Genomic DNA, 18,079 nt, shown 5'->3' with positions numbered 1-18,079 from the left:
ATAATACATTACACTTCACCTTAATATTAAGACTTCTAAAAATTAAGATATGAACTATTTACCTTTAAAATCTATGGCAAATGCTATTCGCTTTCTGTCAATTGATGCAGTACAAAAAGCAAACTCTGGACACTTAGGTATGCCACTTGGTATGGCAGACATTGTAACTGTCTTATTTGCTAAATATTTTAACCATAATCCTGATAATTATAAATGGATCAATAGAGACCGCTTTGTTCTATCAAATGGTCATGGTTCAATGCTACTATATTCTATACTATACCTGACAGGTTATATTAACATAGATGAATTAAAAAATTTCAGGCAACTTATGTCTAAAACTCCAGGCCATCCAGAATTTGGTCTCACTCCTGGAGTAGAAGCAACAACAGGTCCACTAGGGCAAGGATTTGCTGTCTCAGTCGGTATGGCAGTTGCTGAATTACTTCTTGAAAAGCAACTTGGAATCCATCACTACACTTATGTAGTGTCAGGAGATGGCTGTCTTATGGAAGGAATAAGCCATGAAGCAGCATCGCTTGCTGGACATCTTAAATTGAATAAGTTAATAGCCTTTTTTGACGATAACAATATCACCATAGATGGTGCTACCAGTCTCTCTTGTTCTGATGATGTAGAAAAGCGTTTTTTAGCATATGGATGGAACGTTAGTAAAATTAATGGACATGATTTCAACTCCATATCGCTTGCAATTGAGCAAGCACAAAAATCTGATAAACCCACATTAATCTGTTGTAAAACTATTATTGGAAAATTTTCAAGACATGCTGGCACAGCTTCAGCCCACAGTGGTACTTTCACAAAAGAAGACATAAAAGAAATAAGAGAAAAATTAAATTGGAACTATGAACCATTTTACGTACCAGAAGATATAAAAAATGCTTGGATGAAGACAGTCGAGAGAGCAAAACAAAACTACAATTCTATATTATTTCAGCATATGACTAATAAAGAAAAAAAAGAATGGATTCCACCAATGTCATATACTAAGATGACAAAATATCATATAGAACTTCAAAGACGGCTAGACAAACGCTTACCAGCTAATGTTAATAATGATTTAATCAAATTCAAAAAACAAATACATGAAACAATGCCAAGCGAAGCTACACGATCTTCTTTTGGCAAGGTAATGGAATTTTTAACTAAATCTATGCCAGAATTAATTGGCGGGTCCGCTGATCTAACCGGATCAAATTGTACTAAATATAAGCACATGAAAACAATAAATAAAAATAATCATAGTGGGTCCTATCTCTATTATGGAGTGAGAGAACACGCTATGGCAGCTTGTATGAATGGCATGGCTCTTCATGGAGGTATTATTCCTTATGGCGGCACTTTTTTAGTTTTTTCTGATTATTGCCGTCCAGCTATACGTCTTTCTGCCTTAATGAAGCAGCAAGTTATATATGTAATGACCCACGATTCAATTGGAATAGGAGAAGACGGTCCAACTCATCAACCGATAGAGCATTTATCTTCTCTTCGAGCTATACCAAACCTCTATGTTTTCAGGCCAGCTGATGCAGTTGAAACTCTAGAATGTATTAGCATTGCACTGGAAAAAAAAGAATCACCTGCATTATTCGCACTTTCAAAGCAAAATGTAAATTACATGCGCAAATTCCATTGTAATATTGATCAATCTACTAATCTATCAAAACTAGGTGCATATATCTTATATGAATATTCAAAAAAACTAGAAGTGACAATATTTGCTACTGGATCTGAAGTTGAAACTGCAGTTGAAGCAAAGAGAAAATTGCAAGAAAAAGACATAGATACAAGAGTGGTTTCTATGCCATGCTGTAGACTTTTTGACGAGCAAAATGATGAGTACAAAAAGGCAATATTAGATAATGATAGCATTAAAGTTGCAATTGAAGCTGGAAGTGAAATGGGTTGGCACAAATATATAGGCTCAAATGGCATATTTATTGGCATGAAAAGTTTTGGAGAGTCAGCACCTTATAAAATACTTTATAAATATTTTAATATTAGTGCCGATCATATAGTAAGACGTGTATGCGAAAAACTGGTTTATATCAAGTAAATCTTAATATAGTTAACTATAACAAAATTAACCTACTTTAAGCATAGTAAGTACAAGTACATGAATATTGTAATCTAAAATATAAAGAATAAAATCACTCAATAAACCACTAATTACCTAATCACAAAATACTAAAGTACTTATTGACTTTTAAAACTTGCTAGCGCCCACAACAACAAGAAAAAACTTAGTAGCTTTAATACCCACATTAATTATAATATTTTTATAAAATTTTATTTAGTTATAGCTAAAACATTTTCAAAAAAAGCTCAGGTAAAAAAAGCACGTATTCTTCATCATATAAAAGCAAACCACTTGTATTACAGGGCAGAGTTATAGCCAAAAAGCAGTCTTTGCTTTTTTTCTTTATTAATATTACTTAAATAACTTAAAGAATTACACCAAAAAAAAGTGCTAATTTTAAAATCTCTCCAAACTATGTAAAAAGCCTATTGCTTAATAATAACACATCTTTTTATTCCTGTTAAATCATACATATATTCTTGAAGAGAAAAACCATACGAAAGAATTATTTCACCAATATTACTTTGATCTTCACCTATTTCTAACACTACAACCCCACTTTTTTTAAGGCACTTTTTCAAAATTGGAAAGATACTTAAGTAACAGTTTAAACCATCTATACCCCCATCAAGAGCCATTCTCGGTTCTTTTTGTACTTCAGCTTGCAGATTCTTTAGCTTATCTTTTTTAATATATGGAGGATTACTAACTATGAGATCAAATAAGCCTTTACATTCTGTCCAAGAATTTAGAAGTATCTTAGCTCTACCAAGTAAATTATGTCTTTTTACATTCTGACAGGCAACTCTATATGCTTTTAAACTTTTCTCAAAACCAATACCCACAGCATATTCATACTCACCAAGCAAAGATATCAGTAAACAACCTGTACCTGTACCAAAATCTGCAATTTTTAATCTTTGCTTTCTGTCCGGATAGCATTTTAATACCGCCAAAATTATTGTTTCACTATCTGGTCTTGGATCCAAAACATGCCGATTAACTATAAAATCTTTACTCCAAAATTCACGGTTACCTATTATTTGTGACACCGGATATCTTTTCACCCTTCTTTTTATCAACTTCCAAAATAGTTGCTCTTTTCCTATTGGCACTCGATCAGTACAATTAATAATTATGAATGACTTTTCTACACCAAGAACATGCTGCATAATAACTTCACAATCTAAATATGCTGATTCAATTTCATAAGACGTCAATAGTTTTGCCCCTTCTTGAATTAAAACACTTATTGTTTTCATACTTATCAAAACTTGATCTTTTTACAAAATATGACCTTTAAATTCTAACTCCTTCTTAACATAACAATTTAAATTGTACTTTTATAGTTCCCAATCTTTCCATAAATAGATAAAAAGCTTCTCTTCTTCATCCTATTTAAAAATTTCCCACTTTTTTTTCAAAAGCTACTGTTCTATCTATTTGCAAAGATAAACCCAAATTTATCAATTTATCTTAACTTAGATACATCATTTATCAATCTTTGAATCTCCATATATATCATGTAAATTTTTTTTACACATACACAATACATCTTTTCCATACTTTTTCTCTATTCAAAAGTCAAGCTTTAGACAAATTCCTCCTGATATTTAATATCCTGGTATCTACCACCTTTCCAAAAACAAATATCCTACTTTAATTTCATGCAAAATTTTTAAAAATTTTACATTTCTTATCTTTAATCTATCAATCATAATTAATAAACACTTCCTCTTCTAACCTTACTGTACAAATTCTTTATAATAGCAGCATATTAGCTTTTTTTACTATCCAATTTAGATACCTTTTTATTAAAAATAAATTTAATTTTTAATAAAAAGTCTATAATTAGTCTTTAATTTGTACTCAGAAAATTCTTCTAATATTCTAATATATTTATTAGCATTCTTTAAAAATGCTAAAAACTTAACTAATCACATAAACAAAAACTTTTCTAAGATCACTAAGACTTTCACAACCGGTTTTATTACCCAACTGTATATTATTATAATGAGTTTTTCTTAGTATCCTTCCTTCCAACTCACTTTGAGCTTCTACATTATTTTGCAAAATTTTATACTTTCAATTTGCTTCTGCTACTAATGAAAAATTAAAAAAACCTTTCTAGATTGTACATTTAAAATATCAATAACTCTTATTAAGATATATTTATTATACAATATTAATTGTTACATGATATCACCTTAATAATACTATATTAATAATACTATAAAGGTATAAATTTAATGATTGAACCTTGATTTCTGTTGCTGTAATTAGCATAGTAAAATATAATACCAGTTTTACTTGTTTATTCAAATTTAAACTCAAACTCTTAGTTTGTTATTAGCAAGATCACTGTATAAATAACTGTAACTTATGATGTCTGAACTTGGAAATATATCATTATTAATAGCTTGTTTATTATCCCTGATATATCTATTCTTACCACTTAATTCTTACCGATTCATTACTATCGCCGTATTTTTCTGTGTATCAATATCAATGAGTATTTTAATTTATTGCCATATTACAAATGATTTTTCACTTAAGAATGTATATTATCACTCTCATACAACAAAACCTTTGATCTATAAAATCTGTGGCGTTTGGGGAAATAAGGAAGGTTCCATGTTACTCTGGACCTTAGTACTCACTTTTTATCTGTTTCTAATGAACATTTTAATCAAAAATAGCAATAAACTAAAAAAAGTATCCCTAATCATCCAAAGCTTAATTTGCTTCTGTTTTTTATTATTCACTCTACTAAAATCTAATCCTTTCATCAAAATGCCAAGTATTAAAACAGATGGCCTTGGTTTTAATCCTATACTGCAAGATATTGCCCTTGTAATCCATCCACCAATATTATACTTAGGATATCTTGGGTTTAGTGTTCCTTTCTCACTTGCTATAGCTGGTTTAATTACAAACACTCAAGGAAATACCTGGGCTGCAACTGTTAAGCCTTGGGTACTTATTTCTTTATCATTGCTTACTTTAGGCATTAGTTTTGGCAGTTGGTGGGCATATCGTGAACTTGGCTGGGGCGGATTTTGGTTTTGGGATCCGGTAGAAAATATTTCCTTAATGCCATGGTTAATCGCAACAGCATTAACACATTTGTTACTAGTAGTACAAAATTTTAATATTTTAAAAAACTTTGCCATTTTGCTGACACTTATAATCTTTATACTTAGCGTAGCTGGAACATTTTTAGTCCGCTCAGGAATACTAATTTCAGTACATACATTTACAGAAGATCCAAAATATGGACTATATATACTAGCTCTACTTGGTATAATTACAACCAGTAGCTTAGTAATATTCGTAATTTGCACAAGAAAAACCTATACATCTTCAATATCATTTCAATATTCGACATTGAAATTCAAAAAAAAAGAAAATATAATCCTTAATAGCCAAACTAATCAAATATCAAAAAGTAAAAAATTATTTTCACGCTTTACAATAATATTAATAAACAATCTACTATTTATCACCACATTTTTTATCGTGTTCGTTGGCACCTTATACCCTACAATACTCGAATACTTCACTGGTGAACTCATTTCAGTTGGAGCACCATACTATAATTCCTTATTCAACCCTATTGCACTTACTGCTCTTATATTTACCATAATAGGACAATACTGTAGTTGGCAGGGAAATAGTTTATTACCAATACTACATAGATATAAATTTTCATTTTGTAGCGCTGCAGCCATTTTACCATTCATCTCCCATATGAAGCTAATAACCATATTATCAATTACTATTTCTACAATATCATTAGTCTGTATTTTAGAAGCATACAGTAAAAAAATTCGCTTATTTAAAGTAACACTTAGTCAATCCATTTTATTAGCAAGAAGGGTCTCTCAGTCTTACTATGCAATGATGCTTGCTCATGCTGGAATAGCAATTCTAGTGCTTGGCATAACTTATTTAACTGGTTGGCAAGAAAAAAAAGAAAACTACTTAAAGATAGGGGACAGTATAATAATTAATAAGTTTAAAATCACTTTACAAAATATTGAATTGATAAAAGAAAAAAACTTTCAAGCAGTAAGAGGCACAATAAATGTTAGAAATTCATTAAGTAACAAGATATTAGGTAAAGTAACGCCTGAATATAGATTTTATCTTGTAGAAAGTCAAAAAAATATTAAAAGTAGTATTTATCATAATTTATTTTCTGACATTTATGTTGTAATCGGCAAGATTAATAAAAATAAGATTGCTACCAAAGTATACTACAAACCTGGAATGTCTATAATTTGGCTAGGATCTTTTTTCATTACTTTTGGATCACTTTTGGCCGCTGTTTCTTCTTATAAACAAATAAAGATCTCCAGAGATAAACCATAATTAACAATTCTCTTCTCAAAAAGAATTAGATTAAATTGATTAAAAGTAGATTTTTATAGAAAATTTACAATAAAAACTTCACATACAGAGCCCCCACTTTAGAACAACTACTCCTTACTGAGAAAAAAAGAGAGATAGAGATATAAAAAAATTATAGAATTTATCACAATAAAACTCTATAATAAAACATAATCACTCATATAAAAACAATCATGTGAAAAATTCAATTCATTGTAATGATAAAAATGTACTGATTTTATAAATCACAAAACATAGTTTAAAGATTAAACACTAAATTTTAAAATTAATTAGAATATTTAAAAAAATTAACACTTTAAAGTTAAGTATCAGAATAACAAATACTAAAACTTAAATATTAAGAAGATAATATTTGTCACATGCATTCATCTATAGAACAAAGTATTATATTTACATTAAAAATCTGTTTTTTAAGTAAAAAGTATAAAAACAACATTTTAATTTTTATGATAAATATAAAAAAATTAAAGTAAGAAGAATATATATTTACCTAAACTGAATTAAGAAAAAATATCAAAACATTACAATAATAAACATGAAAGCATGAAAAAAGAATCAACCTTTTTTAAATTTACATTTTTTTAAATTTACATTTAAAGCTAAATGCTACAGCAAAACAACTATAGCAATAGCTAAGTTCTAATTAACATCAAAAAATTATTAGAAGGAAATCTTAGAAAAAATTAATAAATTCAACTTCAAAACATAAAAAAAACCTAGTAATCAAAAATTCATATTTAAAGAATTAGATGTGTTTTATAAAACTTTCACTTAAAAGATACGGATTTACAAAAAAGCTAATGCAAAGAAGAAAAAAATTTAAGTTGCTAATAATCTACTCACATTAAATACTTTTCTAATTTACCTCTAGCAATCATCTAAAATCACACGACTAAAATTATGTCACTTCACTATAAAAAAATAAGGTTTAGCATATTCAATTACAAAATAAAAATGCAAATTCTAAGAAAGGAATATAAAATCTAAATTTAACTAAAAATATGGCGGTCAAACTTATTTCAGAAAACTTTAATATCAAATTTTGTAAATATAAAAAGCTGACTATGCTAATTAGTATCATTTTAATTACTTCTTCAATATTCACTGTTATATTACGCGGAATGAATTTGGGCATAGATTTTATGGGAGGAATTTTAATAGAAATAAAGTCTTCAAATGAAGATCACACTATTCTTAATATATTAAGAGAAAATAGCTTTACGGTACAGAGCTCAAAAGCAGGTGATAATTTAGTTATGCGTTTCAAAAAAGAAGGAGAAGAAGATAAAATTAAAAAAATTAAAAATATTCTAGAAGAAAAATTAGATAACTTAATAAGCTATCGCAAAGTAGACTATGTCGGTCCACAAATAAGCTCATCACAAATCTTCGAAGGAATGTTATCCATATTAATTGCAATTATAGGAATATTTCTCTATGTCTGGCTTAGATTTAATTGGCAATGTGGACTCGGAGGAATAATAGCACTGCTTCATGACATTATTTTAACCCTTGGTTTTATCAGCTTAACTAGAATTGAGTTCAATACCTCATCAGTTGCAGCTCTTCTCACCATCATTGGTTACTCAATCAACAATTCAGTAATTATGTATGATCGAATTCGAGAATTTCAAAAAAAAAATAAAGGAAAGCATATGAATGAAATAGTAGATGCAAGTATCAATGCCACATTATTTCGTACCATTCTAACTTCAGGTACAACTTTACTTGCTGCCCTCCCCTTGATATTAATTTGTACAGATACAGTCAGAGATTTTAGCTTAATCATCTTTTTCGGTATCTTAATTGGCACTTGCTCTGCAATATTTATCTCCGCTCCTATATTGACCTGCAAAATTTTGACAAACAGATTTACAATATAATTATAGATGTTAACCTTTTAAATCCATATGTAAGAAATGAAAATACCTCAGAAAATTTATAATAAACAAAATAAAATATAAAATAAATGCTAATTCTTTAACTATGTATTATAAATCATAAAATCCTATTATTTTAAATATTTAAACTACTTTAATTCTTACTGACTTTCTCAGTTTCATTTTTTAAAATTTTAATTTTTTTTTTATAAATTAAGCAAAAAAAAAAAGCATCTTTATTAAAAATACACATAGTTATGATATTAAAAAAACCTTACATCTAAAATTAGACTTAAGTCTGAATATAAAAATGCTATCTTTAAATTTTATAAATTTAATATATCATGATTTTAATCTTCTTTATAAAAGATAGATTCTAGTAAAAAAGCACAAAAATATATTTTTAACAGCTCTAATCTATGAATTAATAAGCATTACAGTAATAACTATTATAAACCAAATAAATAAACTTTCACTATACCATATTCTTAAAACAGAAACCATTATAATAAACTACTAAAGAATAACATCAAAAATCATTATTAAAAATGAGTAAATTTTATTGTTTCAGTACAATATTTAATATAGACTTTTAAGGAATATATTCAGCTTAAATTTTATGTCAGAAGCAAAAAATTTAATTTTGGCAGCTATCCTTTCTATATTAATTATGATATCGTGGTGTATTATTTATGATAATTTCCTCAATATTAACCAAAATCACCCATCAATTGAAAACGTCGAACATATAGAATCTCTCAATGACCTTGCTCCTATAATCTACCAAAATCGTTCCGAAATTATTAACTCTACTCAAGAACAAAGGATTAATTTAAACAATAACATGATAAAAGGATCAATCTCTTTAAAAGGTGCAAGGTTTGATGACTTAACCTTAAACAATTATCACTTAGAGCTAAATTCTTCTTCTCCACAAGTAGTGCTACTATCACCTGCAGAATCAAAAGATGTGTATTTTGCAGAATTTGGATGGCTAGATCCAAGTGGCAAAATTAAAATTCCAGATTCTAAAACAGTTTGGAAAGCTGATGAAAATGAATTAACTAATCGAAAAACAATTAATTTATCATGGGATAATAAAAATGGCATCATATTTAAAATGAAAGTAAGCCTTGATGATAACTACATGTTTAAAATTGAGCAAGTAGTTGAAAACAATACAAAAAATAATGTCATTCTGGTTCCTTATGGTAAAATTAATCGTAAACGTGATAATATTAATGAATCTTATTGGATATCCCATGAAGGAGTACTAGGTACATTTAACAATAAGCTAGAAGAATGGACATATAAAGACATTGCTAAAAAACATTTAATAAAAACAAGTACAAGTAAAAAAAACTGGTTTGGTTTTGCTGATAAATATTGGCTTACAGCTATTATAATCGAGAAATCTGACAAAACAAACATTAGCATCAAACATACAAATATTAATAATATTGACAAATTTCAAGCAGATTTTGTTAAGTCTTATAAGAACATACTTCCTGGTAAAAGGATCTCTAACGTAAATTATTTTTTTGCTGGAGCAAAAAAATTGAACTTGCTAGATTATTATAAAAGTGCCCTCAATATACCTCTATTTGATAAAGCTGTAGATTTTGGCATTCTTTACTTCGTAACTAAGCCAGTATTTTTATTACTCGAATATTTTAACTTTATCTTTAAAAACTTTGGCTTAGCAATATTAGCATTAACTTTAATAATAAAACTCTTAATGCTACCTCTATCTAGTAAGTCATATATTTCAATGTTCAAAATAAAAAGCTTACAGCCCGAAGTAATTCGTATAAAAGAATTATATAAAAATAACCATTTAAAGCAGCACAAAGAAATAGTTACATTATTCAAAAAAAATAATGTAAATCCAATGTCAAGCATCCTTCCTATAATAGTACAAGTGCCAGTATTTTTTGCTCTATACAAAGTACTATTTGTCACCATAGAAATGAGACATGCTCCTTTCTATTTATGGATCAAGGACCTCTCAGCTCCTGATCCAACAAATATTTTTACATTTTTTGGATTATTGAATTACAACTTTCCTATTTCTATAGGTATTTTGCCTTCAATTTTAGGTATTACAATGATAATTCAACAAAAGATCAATGAAAAAGATCAAATCAATAAAGATGATACCCAAATAAACATTATGAGGTTTTTACCTTACATTTCCACTTTTATTTTTTCTTCTTTTCCAGCAGGCCTAATAATATATTGGATATTTAGTAATATTATAACTTTAATTCAACAATCTTTAATAAAATTCCTCTTAATAAAAAAAGTAGGAGTAAATGTCGAAAATATTAATAGTTAATTCAGTTTATTATATTGAAATAGCAAAGCTTTTGCTCGAAGGTGCAACTGATAAGTTAAAAGATAGTAACGTAAGTTATGATATAGTTGAAGTTCCTGGTGTATTTGAAATACCGGCTGCAATCCTTTTTACATTCAAAAATAAACGTGTTAATTATGAGGGTTATTTAGCTCTTGGGTGTGTCATTCGTGGCGAAACTGATCATTATCAATATGTTTGTAAAGGAGTAATTGAAGGCTTAAATGAAGTTATTACGCGTTATACAATACCTATTGGTATGGGAGTAATTACTGCTGATAGCAAAGATAAAGCTTTAGCAAGAGCTGACAAAAACAAAAAAAATATAGGTGGTCATGCAGCCTCAACTGTTTTGTACATGATAGACTTATATAAAAAGCTAAGCTAATGGAGGAAAAGCTTGAAAAAAAACAGTGGTATATGAAAAGAAGTATAGCAAGATTTCTTACTGTACAAATTGCCTATTCAAATATTTTTACATGCTACGACAAAAGTACCTTTGAATTAGAAAATTGTGAGCTTAGAAAGCATGTAAATAAATTGATAGATGTGTTTGAATGTAAAGAGTTTGATTGCCGTTTTTTAAAAAAGTTAACATATAAAGTTATAAAAAATAGTGAAAAATATGATAAAATAATAAAGTTTTATTTACATCCAAACTGGTCTTTTACACGATTAAGCCTCATAAGTTTATCTATTTTACGTGTTGCAATATGTGAGTTAGTTCACTGTGATACACCAGCTCCAGTTGTTATTAATGAATATACTAATATTGCATCTAACTTACTTAATAAATTAAGCGAAATTGGTTTTATTAATGGACTATTAAATAAAGCAAAAGATGCAATTAAGCTATAAGTATTCTTAAATAATACAAAATTAAGATATAAATAAAGATAACAAAAAGGTCTTTTGTCTTCTTATAGATCTATGTTAGACTGACAAGAACATTAATTATAGTATAAAATGATAAAAGATGAAAAATCGAAAGCAATCTTTGAAGTAGAAGGAACAGTAATTACTTTATTACCTGCAGCAGAATTTAGAGTAAAGTTAGATAATAAACATGAAATTATCTGTCACGTATCAGGAAAAGTAAGAAGAAGTAAAATACGCATCATCATTGGAGACAGAGTACTCATTGAAATGAGTATTTACGATAGGAACGCAAAAAAAGGTAGGATAATTAGAAGGCTTAAAGGTACAAGTGAAAGAACTATCTCTAAATAGTCTTATTCTTGCTTCATCATCAAAAAGGCGTATAGCTTTACTAAAACAAATAAATGTTAAACCAGGTCTAATTATGTCATCAGGCATAGACGAAACTCCCTTAAAGAAAGAACTTCCAAAAGATTATTCAATCCGTATGGCAAAAAGTAAAACTGAAAAAATACAAAACTTAAATCCAAGTTATTTTGTACTTGGTGTTGATACAGTTGTTGCCTGTGGTAGGAGAATATTACTTAAAACAAACAATATAGAACAAGCAGAAAAATACATTCACTTATTATCAGGAAGAAGGCACAGAGTATATACTAGTATATGTTTACTAACTCCCAATCGACTCAAACAGCATGTTAGAACTGTAGTTACAATAGTTAAGTTTAAACATCTGAGTATACAAGAAATTAAATACTATTTAGCGTCAAAAGAATGGAAAAATAAGGCAGGAGGGTATAATATACAAGGTCTTGCTGAAATGTTTATATTATTCTTACGTGGCTCATATTCTTCTGTTATAGGACTACCATTACATGAAACTTATTGTTTACTCAGTAATTATTTTAATCTCAATCTACATTGACCATAACTCTATCTCTTTCTTCTTCTACTGAACACCCATGCAAAAGCCAATTTTTTCCTCCGTAAAATTCTATCATAATACAGCACTATATCGTATGCTTTATGAAGCAGTATACTATCTTCCTCTTTCCTATTTCTTCTATCATCTAATTTTAGTGAGTGATACAGTCTTTAAATAATTTATATAATCACCATCCTTACGTTATAATCAGATTAGTATCAGCATACTTTTCTCATTACTACTACTTTTATACATATGTGATAATCTTTCAAAAATTTTAATCAATACTTCTTTCTCTTTTTAGACTATTTACTCACTCCTAATCTCACATTGTTTCAGCAAAAATTATATCCCTTTTATACCCATATCTCTTTTAAAAAGAGACATATATTACTGCATACTTTGTCAATTTAATGACAAAATCTTAACAGTATTACTTACTGTCACCAACACTATAAATACAACTATAAAAGTAACATTATTGAATTACACTCTGCTCAATAATAAATTTATCACTATTTCCTAAGAGAACATCTAAAGAATACACTATAGTTTCAGACTAACTCTATATCTTTTTGTAAAAAACTCCATGTTCTCACTTTTGAACAACAGTCAACACTTCTTAAATAAAAAATTACTTAAGGATAAATCAAAATTAAAACTGCTAATTGTAAAGAAACTGTTTGTTTCTAGCTTTAAAAAAACATTTTTTACTAACTTAAATAACATAATACCATAAAGCACAGATAACTTATCTATTAACTACTATTATAATAGTATAAAAATTACCTTTTAAAGAGAAAGCTATAATAAAAAAATTACAATATCACAATCTACAAATAATCATAAACACCCTATTATGCAAATAGTATCCCTAGACCATAAAGATTTTACTAAAATTAAGATTTCTACAATCATGAAGAGCCATAATCATACCCATATAGCTAAAAAAATAACACCATACTGAGAATATTCCCTCTTCTTCTAGAAATTATCAATTACATAAACATACTATATCTATAATTATCCATTTTTCTCTCTGAGAGTTTTTAACTTAAGATAATAAGTAAAATATACTTTATTACAGAAACCATACAATAATTATTGTCATCCATAAAATAGAACCTGCTTCTTTTTTGAAAAATGGTAGTTCACATTATTTCCTACCTTAATCTATCTTCTAAAATTGAAATAAAATAACTATAGAAAAATTATTCTCTCTACTGCTCAATGAGTAAAATAAATACTCAATTAAACATTGAAACTTTAACTCTTTACAATAGACACTAAATAACTAATATAAATAATATTCTCAGCATTGATAATAAAACAAATTCTGCTGTATTCAGCACATACTAAAATAGTATTTTTACCAATATATAAACAACAAAAGCTTAAAATACTGGAGTATATTTAAGCAAAAACTTTTATAATCACAAACCTACTTCTATATCAACCTCATGGTTTGATACAATCAAACTTACTTAAGTCCATTGCCTAAAAATAAGGAAGTAAATAACATTGATTTTTAAAAAGCCTAAACCCTAAAATCAAAATTTTACTAGTTAAAAATGAAAAGTAAGACCAGCCTCTATACCACGTGTAGAAAATAATCCACCATCCATATCTATATCTTCTTGTTTTTCAATCCCTGTTAGGAGAATCTCTTTAATACTATCGTCAAGTATTGATTTTGCCCCTGAAGTACTTAATTTTACTTCTCCTAATAAATTTACTTTTAGTTTATAACTCTTACCAAAAGCACTAAAATGTCTATATCCAACATGCATATTTACATCTTTACTTATATGATGAACAAAATCAGCTTTTAATTGATATGCAGGCCCTACTGTTGATACCATCCCAAGCATCTTCATCCTTGAAAGACCTAATCCAATTCCAATATAAGGGGAAAAAGAAACATCACCGATTCTAAAATAATAGCAAGCATTTGCCATTACAGATGTGTTTTCAATTTGATCATTATCAACTTTAGCAGAATACACATAAGTTTTTCTATCTGCACCTTCCCCAATTTCCTTGAAGTACAATATACTCATCCGGTCACCCTTAAAGCCAACATTGTTCACTTTTACAGAAGAATACATCCCTTCTAATTCAGTTCTAATAAGTATTATTATTAAATTCTCCTTTATAACCAAACACTATACCACCAGCAAAAGGTGGATTATAATCTCCTTTGTACTCACTCAATTTTTGATCTTTTATTTTGTTAGAAATATACACTTTATTTATAATCACATGTCTCCTGGAATTATTTTCTATACTTCTTACTTTAAATAAACCTACACTATTAAAAAATTGACCATGGTATTCACTACCAAAATAAAACCCTTCTGTTTTACTTGCAAAAGATTGCTTCGATAATAATATAGTAAACACTACAACTACTAACACTTTTTTAGTATTCATTAATCTCTTTACTTAAAAAGAACTAATTTAACGTCAATTAATTAAAATTAGTTTAATATAAAAATTCAATATAATAATTTATCCTCCAAAAAAAAAGTAGATAAAATTAACTTTATTTTTCACTATTTTTTATCTCATCATCAATATCTTCATCTTCAAACTCACCCTCATCAAACTCTTCACCAATATCTTCATCATCAAATTTATCGTTGACTTCTAATTCATCAGGCGCTACATCTCCTTCAGTTTCAATAGGATAACCGTCATCAACAGAGTTAAGACCTTCAATAGAATCACTCTCTTCATTATCAACCCCACTACCATTACTAACAGTAGAAAAAATTCTACTTGGGTCATATGGTTCCTGTATAGGTACATGAGTTGGCTTAAATAATTTTTTTGTAAAAACACTATCATTATAATATAAAACTTTTTTTGATTTAATCGGATAAGTAGACTCTATTAAAATTATTTGTTCATCACGCGGTAACATAATAATCTCCTGCGGCAAAAGTAAAGCTCTCTGTGTTTCAGAAATATGCAATGACCTTGAAGCAGGATTAAAATCCAAAAATTTAGGTTTATTTAATGATTCTTGTTTTACAGTCTTGTTTCCTATAAGCTGTGATATCAAATTAGCAGTCTCAATATTATTAGCTGCAAAAGTTATTCTATAAGTTGAGTTTGATAAAAAGGAGTTCATTCCTGCTTCTTCATATATTCCTTTAAGTTGCTCAGTATCTTGAACAATTAAGAATAATCTCACTCTATACCCACGAAAATATGCAATACCTGTTTGAAATTGTTCCATCTTCCCAAGAGTTGGGAACTCATCCATTAAAAATAATACACCATAAGGCTCATCATCTAAAGGCAATTTCCTACACAAAAATTCAGTTGCTTGTTGATAGAAAACTTGCATCAAAGGTCTTAACCTATTCAGGTTATCTGGAGTCAAGCCAACATAAACCGTAACTTTCTTCTTTTTAAAGTCTAAAATATTAAAGTCACTCGTCGCAGTTGCAGTATCAATAAGTGGATTTGCCCATAATTCAAGAGATGAGTTCATAGTTGAAATAACACCTGACCTTTCTTTATCAGCTTTTTGTAAAAAGGCTGCAATGTTCATATATGCCACAGGATGTATACTTTTACCTATAGTATCTAAAACAACAGCAAGATTATAAACTACATCATCACTACGCATAGTACGTACAACTTCACCAAATGATTTTACCTTTTCCGGTGTAGCAAGCAAATATAAAACTACTCCAACAAATAAACTTCTTGCTTCATTTTGCCAAAAATCTTGTTCAGGCATAATCAAATTTGCTATTTTTTGCACATCATCAACCATTTGTCCAGGTTTTTCGCTAATCCACTCTAATGGATTATAACAATGGCTAATTCCATCTGGCTGTGCTGGGTTCCATACATATACTTCTTGCCCTTGTCGTTCCCGCCAACCACTAGTTATCTCATAATTCTCTAATTTTATATCATGTACAATAACCGAATCAGTCCAAAATAACAAATTAGGAATTACAAAACCAACACCCTTACCAGAACCTGTAGGTGCAAACAATAATGTGTGCTGATACCCGTCAGCAATAAAGTAACCTCTCTTATCCTTACCAAGCAACAATCCTTTTTTACTTCTTAATCCTGCCTTCCGTATATCTTTTTCTGACGCCCATTTCGAATCCCCATGAAGCGATTCTTTCCTTTTAAAGGGCCGCCATTCAATTATCCTCTCTCTTAAATTCCATAAAATAACTACTAAAACAGTAATAGGTAACATAAAAGATACAATTAATTTAATTTTAAGCTCAGAATTATACAACTCTGGATGATACAAACAATATTGTATATGATCAAAAATTGTTGGCCAGAGAGCTTGAGGAAAAGGAGTTAAACTAGGGTTGATTTTCTTAAAATCTACACCATCAGGACCATCAACAAAAAGATAAAACAATATTCCAGATAAATAGAAACAAAATTCTAATAAACTGAAAATTATAATACCTCCTATAAAAATATTACGCAGATGATCTCCACTATGAGTCATAAACTACTTTCTCTTAATTTTATATAAATTTACAAATTTTACTCAAAGACCTAGTAAATAATATTTCAGAAATACTCCTTTTCCCACTACTTGCCCTTTTTAGTTGAATGATAATATCAATCACATTCTTAATATATGATATAATATGATCTGGAGGCATACCAAGGTTTGCTTGCATAACCATCAATTTCATTTGCTCAAGGGCCATTGCTGGACTATCAGCATGTAAGGTTGATATTGACCCTGGATGACCAGTATTTATTGCTCTAAAAAAACTAAAAGCCTCTGCTCCACGTAGTTCACCAACTATTATTCTATCTGGCCTTAAACGTAAGCATGCTTCTATCAAATCTTGAGTAGTTACTTTTGCCCTTCCTTGCCCTCCTTTTGAAACAATCAAATGTACTCTATTAAGATGATTATCTAAAACGATTTCCCTTGCATCTTCAACAGTAATAATTCTTTCTTCAACTGGAATAGCACGCAAAGTAGCATTAGTAAAAGTAGTTTTACCAGTAGAAGTTCCACCACTAACTATAATATTTTTCTTATTTACTATAGCATACTCTAAAAATTCTTTTATTCTTTTTTGCTTTAATAGCAAATCCAAATAAAGATCTACTGGATTATCAGTCATCTCTATAGAAGTCTCAGAAAAAGCTCCCATTCTTTCATAATCATCCAATGCCAACTGCATGGTAGAAGGTTTACGAATTGACATAACCACTTTATCAAGCTCACATGCTGGAGGAAATACTATCTGTATACGATAACCATTTGGCAATGTGGCTGAAAGTAATGGTGCTTCTTCATTCAGCTTTTGTTCTGTAGCCTGAGCAATTAATCTGCCAAGAGACTTTAAATGATTAAGATCAAATACTTCTAATTTTTCACATCTTGTTTTACCACAATTTTCAATCCATACCTCTTTTGGTTTATTTATCGATATTTCACTTACACCTTCCTCTTGAAAGAGGTTTTGTAATGGCTCTAAATATGTATCAAGTGCAGCATAATTCATTTT

Annotated in this window: 13 protein-coding genes; 8 read left to right on the top strand and 5 right to left on the bottom strand. The window is 28.8% G+C overall.

The window, feature by feature from the left end; translation table 11 throughout:
- Positions 1-49: 49 nt before the first annotated feature.
- Positions 50-2,077 (top strand): transketolase, encoded by a 2,028-nt coding sequence (gene tkt, locus GOY14_RS01350; protein WP_175809514.1) that lies wholly within the window; start codon positions 50-52, stop codon positions 2,075-2,077.
- Between the two features lie 449 nt (positions 2,078-2,526).
- Here the strand turns inward: tkt and prmC are convergent, their stop codons facing one another.
- A complete protein-coding gene (gene prmC / locus GOY14_RS01345; protein WP_175809513.1) occupies positions 2,527-3,363 on the bottom strand; it encodes a peptide chain release factor N(5)-glutamine methyltransferase in 837 nt (278 codons plus the stop codon).
- Positions 3,364-4,486: 1,123 nt separating this feature from the next.
- On the opposite strand from prmC, the gene GOY14_RS01340 reads away from it, so the two are divergent.
- From GOY14_RS01340 to GOY14_RS01310, 7 genes are all read left to right on the top strand, one after another.
- Positions 4,487-6,475: a heme lyase CcmF/NrfE family subunit gene (locus GOY14_RS01340; protein ID WP_175809867.1), complete on the top strand. Its 1,989-nt coding sequence runs from the start codon at positions 4,487-4,489 to the stop codon at positions 6,473-6,475.
- 1,040 nt (positions 6,476-7,515) lie between these two features.
- Positions 7,516-8,397, top strand: a complete 882-nt coding sequence (gene secF / locus GOY14_RS01335) for a protein translocase subunit SecF (RefSeq protein ID WP_175809512.1) — start codon at positions 7,516-7,518, stop codon at positions 8,395-8,397.
- A gap of 616 nt (positions 8,398-9,013) precedes the next feature.
- Positions 9,014-10,732, top strand: a complete 1,719-nt coding sequence (gene yidC, locus GOY14_RS01330; protein WP_175809511.1) for a membrane protein insertase YidC — start codon at positions 9,014-9,016, stop codon at positions 10,730-10,732.
- Positions 10,710-11,138, top strand: a complete 429-nt coding sequence (locus GOY14_RS01325) for a 6,7-dimethyl-8-ribityllumazine synthase (RefSeq protein ID WP_175809510.1) — start codon at positions 10,710-10,712, stop codon at positions 11,136-11,138. The genes yidC and GOY14_RS01325 overlap by 23 nt, the downstream gene beginning before the upstream one ends.
- Positions 11,138-11,608, top strand: a complete 471-nt coding sequence (gene nusB / locus GOY14_RS01320; RefSeq protein WP_175809509.1) for a transcription antitermination factor NusB — start codon at positions 11,138-11,140, stop codon at positions 11,606-11,608. The genes GOY14_RS01325 and nusB overlap by 1 nt, the downstream gene beginning before the upstream one ends.
- Before the next feature lie 108 nt (positions 11,609-11,716).
- Positions 11,717-11,980 (top strand): translation initiation factor IF-1, encoded by a 264-nt coding sequence (gene infA, locus GOY14_RS01315; RefSeq protein WP_175809508.1) that lies wholly within the window; start codon positions 11,717-11,719, stop codon positions 11,978-11,980.
- A complete protein-coding gene (locus GOY14_RS01310) occupies positions 11,958-12,554 on the top strand; it encodes a Maf family nucleotide pyrophosphatase (protein ID WP_175809507.1) in 597 nt (198 codons plus the stop codon). Before infA ends, GOY14_RS01310 begins: the two co-directional genes overlap by 23 nt.
- Positions 12,555-14,119: 1,565 nt before the next feature.
- On the opposite strand, the gene GOY14_RS01305 is transcribed toward GOY14_RS01310, so the two are convergent.
- The 4 genes from GOY14_RS01305 to virB11 all read right to left on the bottom strand — a co-directional run bounded on the left by GOY14_RS01305 (position 14,120) and on the right by virB11 (position 18,076).
- Positions 14,120-14,716, bottom strand: coding sequence for a P44/Msp2 family outer membrane protein (locus GOY14_RS01305; protein ID WP_255419706.1), 597 nt, complete (start codon positions 14,714-14,716; stop codon positions 14,120-14,122).
- Positions 14,679-14,987, bottom strand: coding sequence for a hypothetical protein (locus GOY14_RS03325; RefSeq protein WP_255419705.1), 309 nt, complete (start codon positions 14,985-14,987; stop codon positions 14,679-14,681). The genes GOY14_RS01305 and GOY14_RS03325 overlap by 38 nt, the downstream gene beginning before the upstream one ends.
- Positions 14,988-15,099: 112 nt before the next feature.
- Entirely contained in the window at positions 15,100-17,055 is a 1,956-nt protein-coding gene (locus GOY14_RS01300) for a type IV secretory system conjugative DNA transfer family protein (RefSeq protein ID WP_175809506.1), read from the bottom strand.
- Between the two features lie 19 nt (positions 17,056-17,074).
- On the bottom strand, positions 17,075-18,076 hold the full coding sequence (virB11, locus tag GOY14_RS01295; RefSeq protein ID WP_175809505.1) for a P-type DNA transfer ATPase VirB11: 1,002 nt from the start codon (positions 18,074-18,076) through the stop codon (positions 17,075-17,077).
- Positions 18,077-18,079: the final 3 nt, after the last annotated feature.

It is taken from the genome of Wolbachia endosymbiont of Dipetalonema caudispina (genome assembly GCF_013365495.1).
GTDB lineage: Bacteria > Pseudomonadota > Alphaproteobacteria > Rickettsiales > Anaplasmataceae > Wolbachia.
This window is presented reverse-complemented; position numbering and strand designations above follow the sequence as displayed.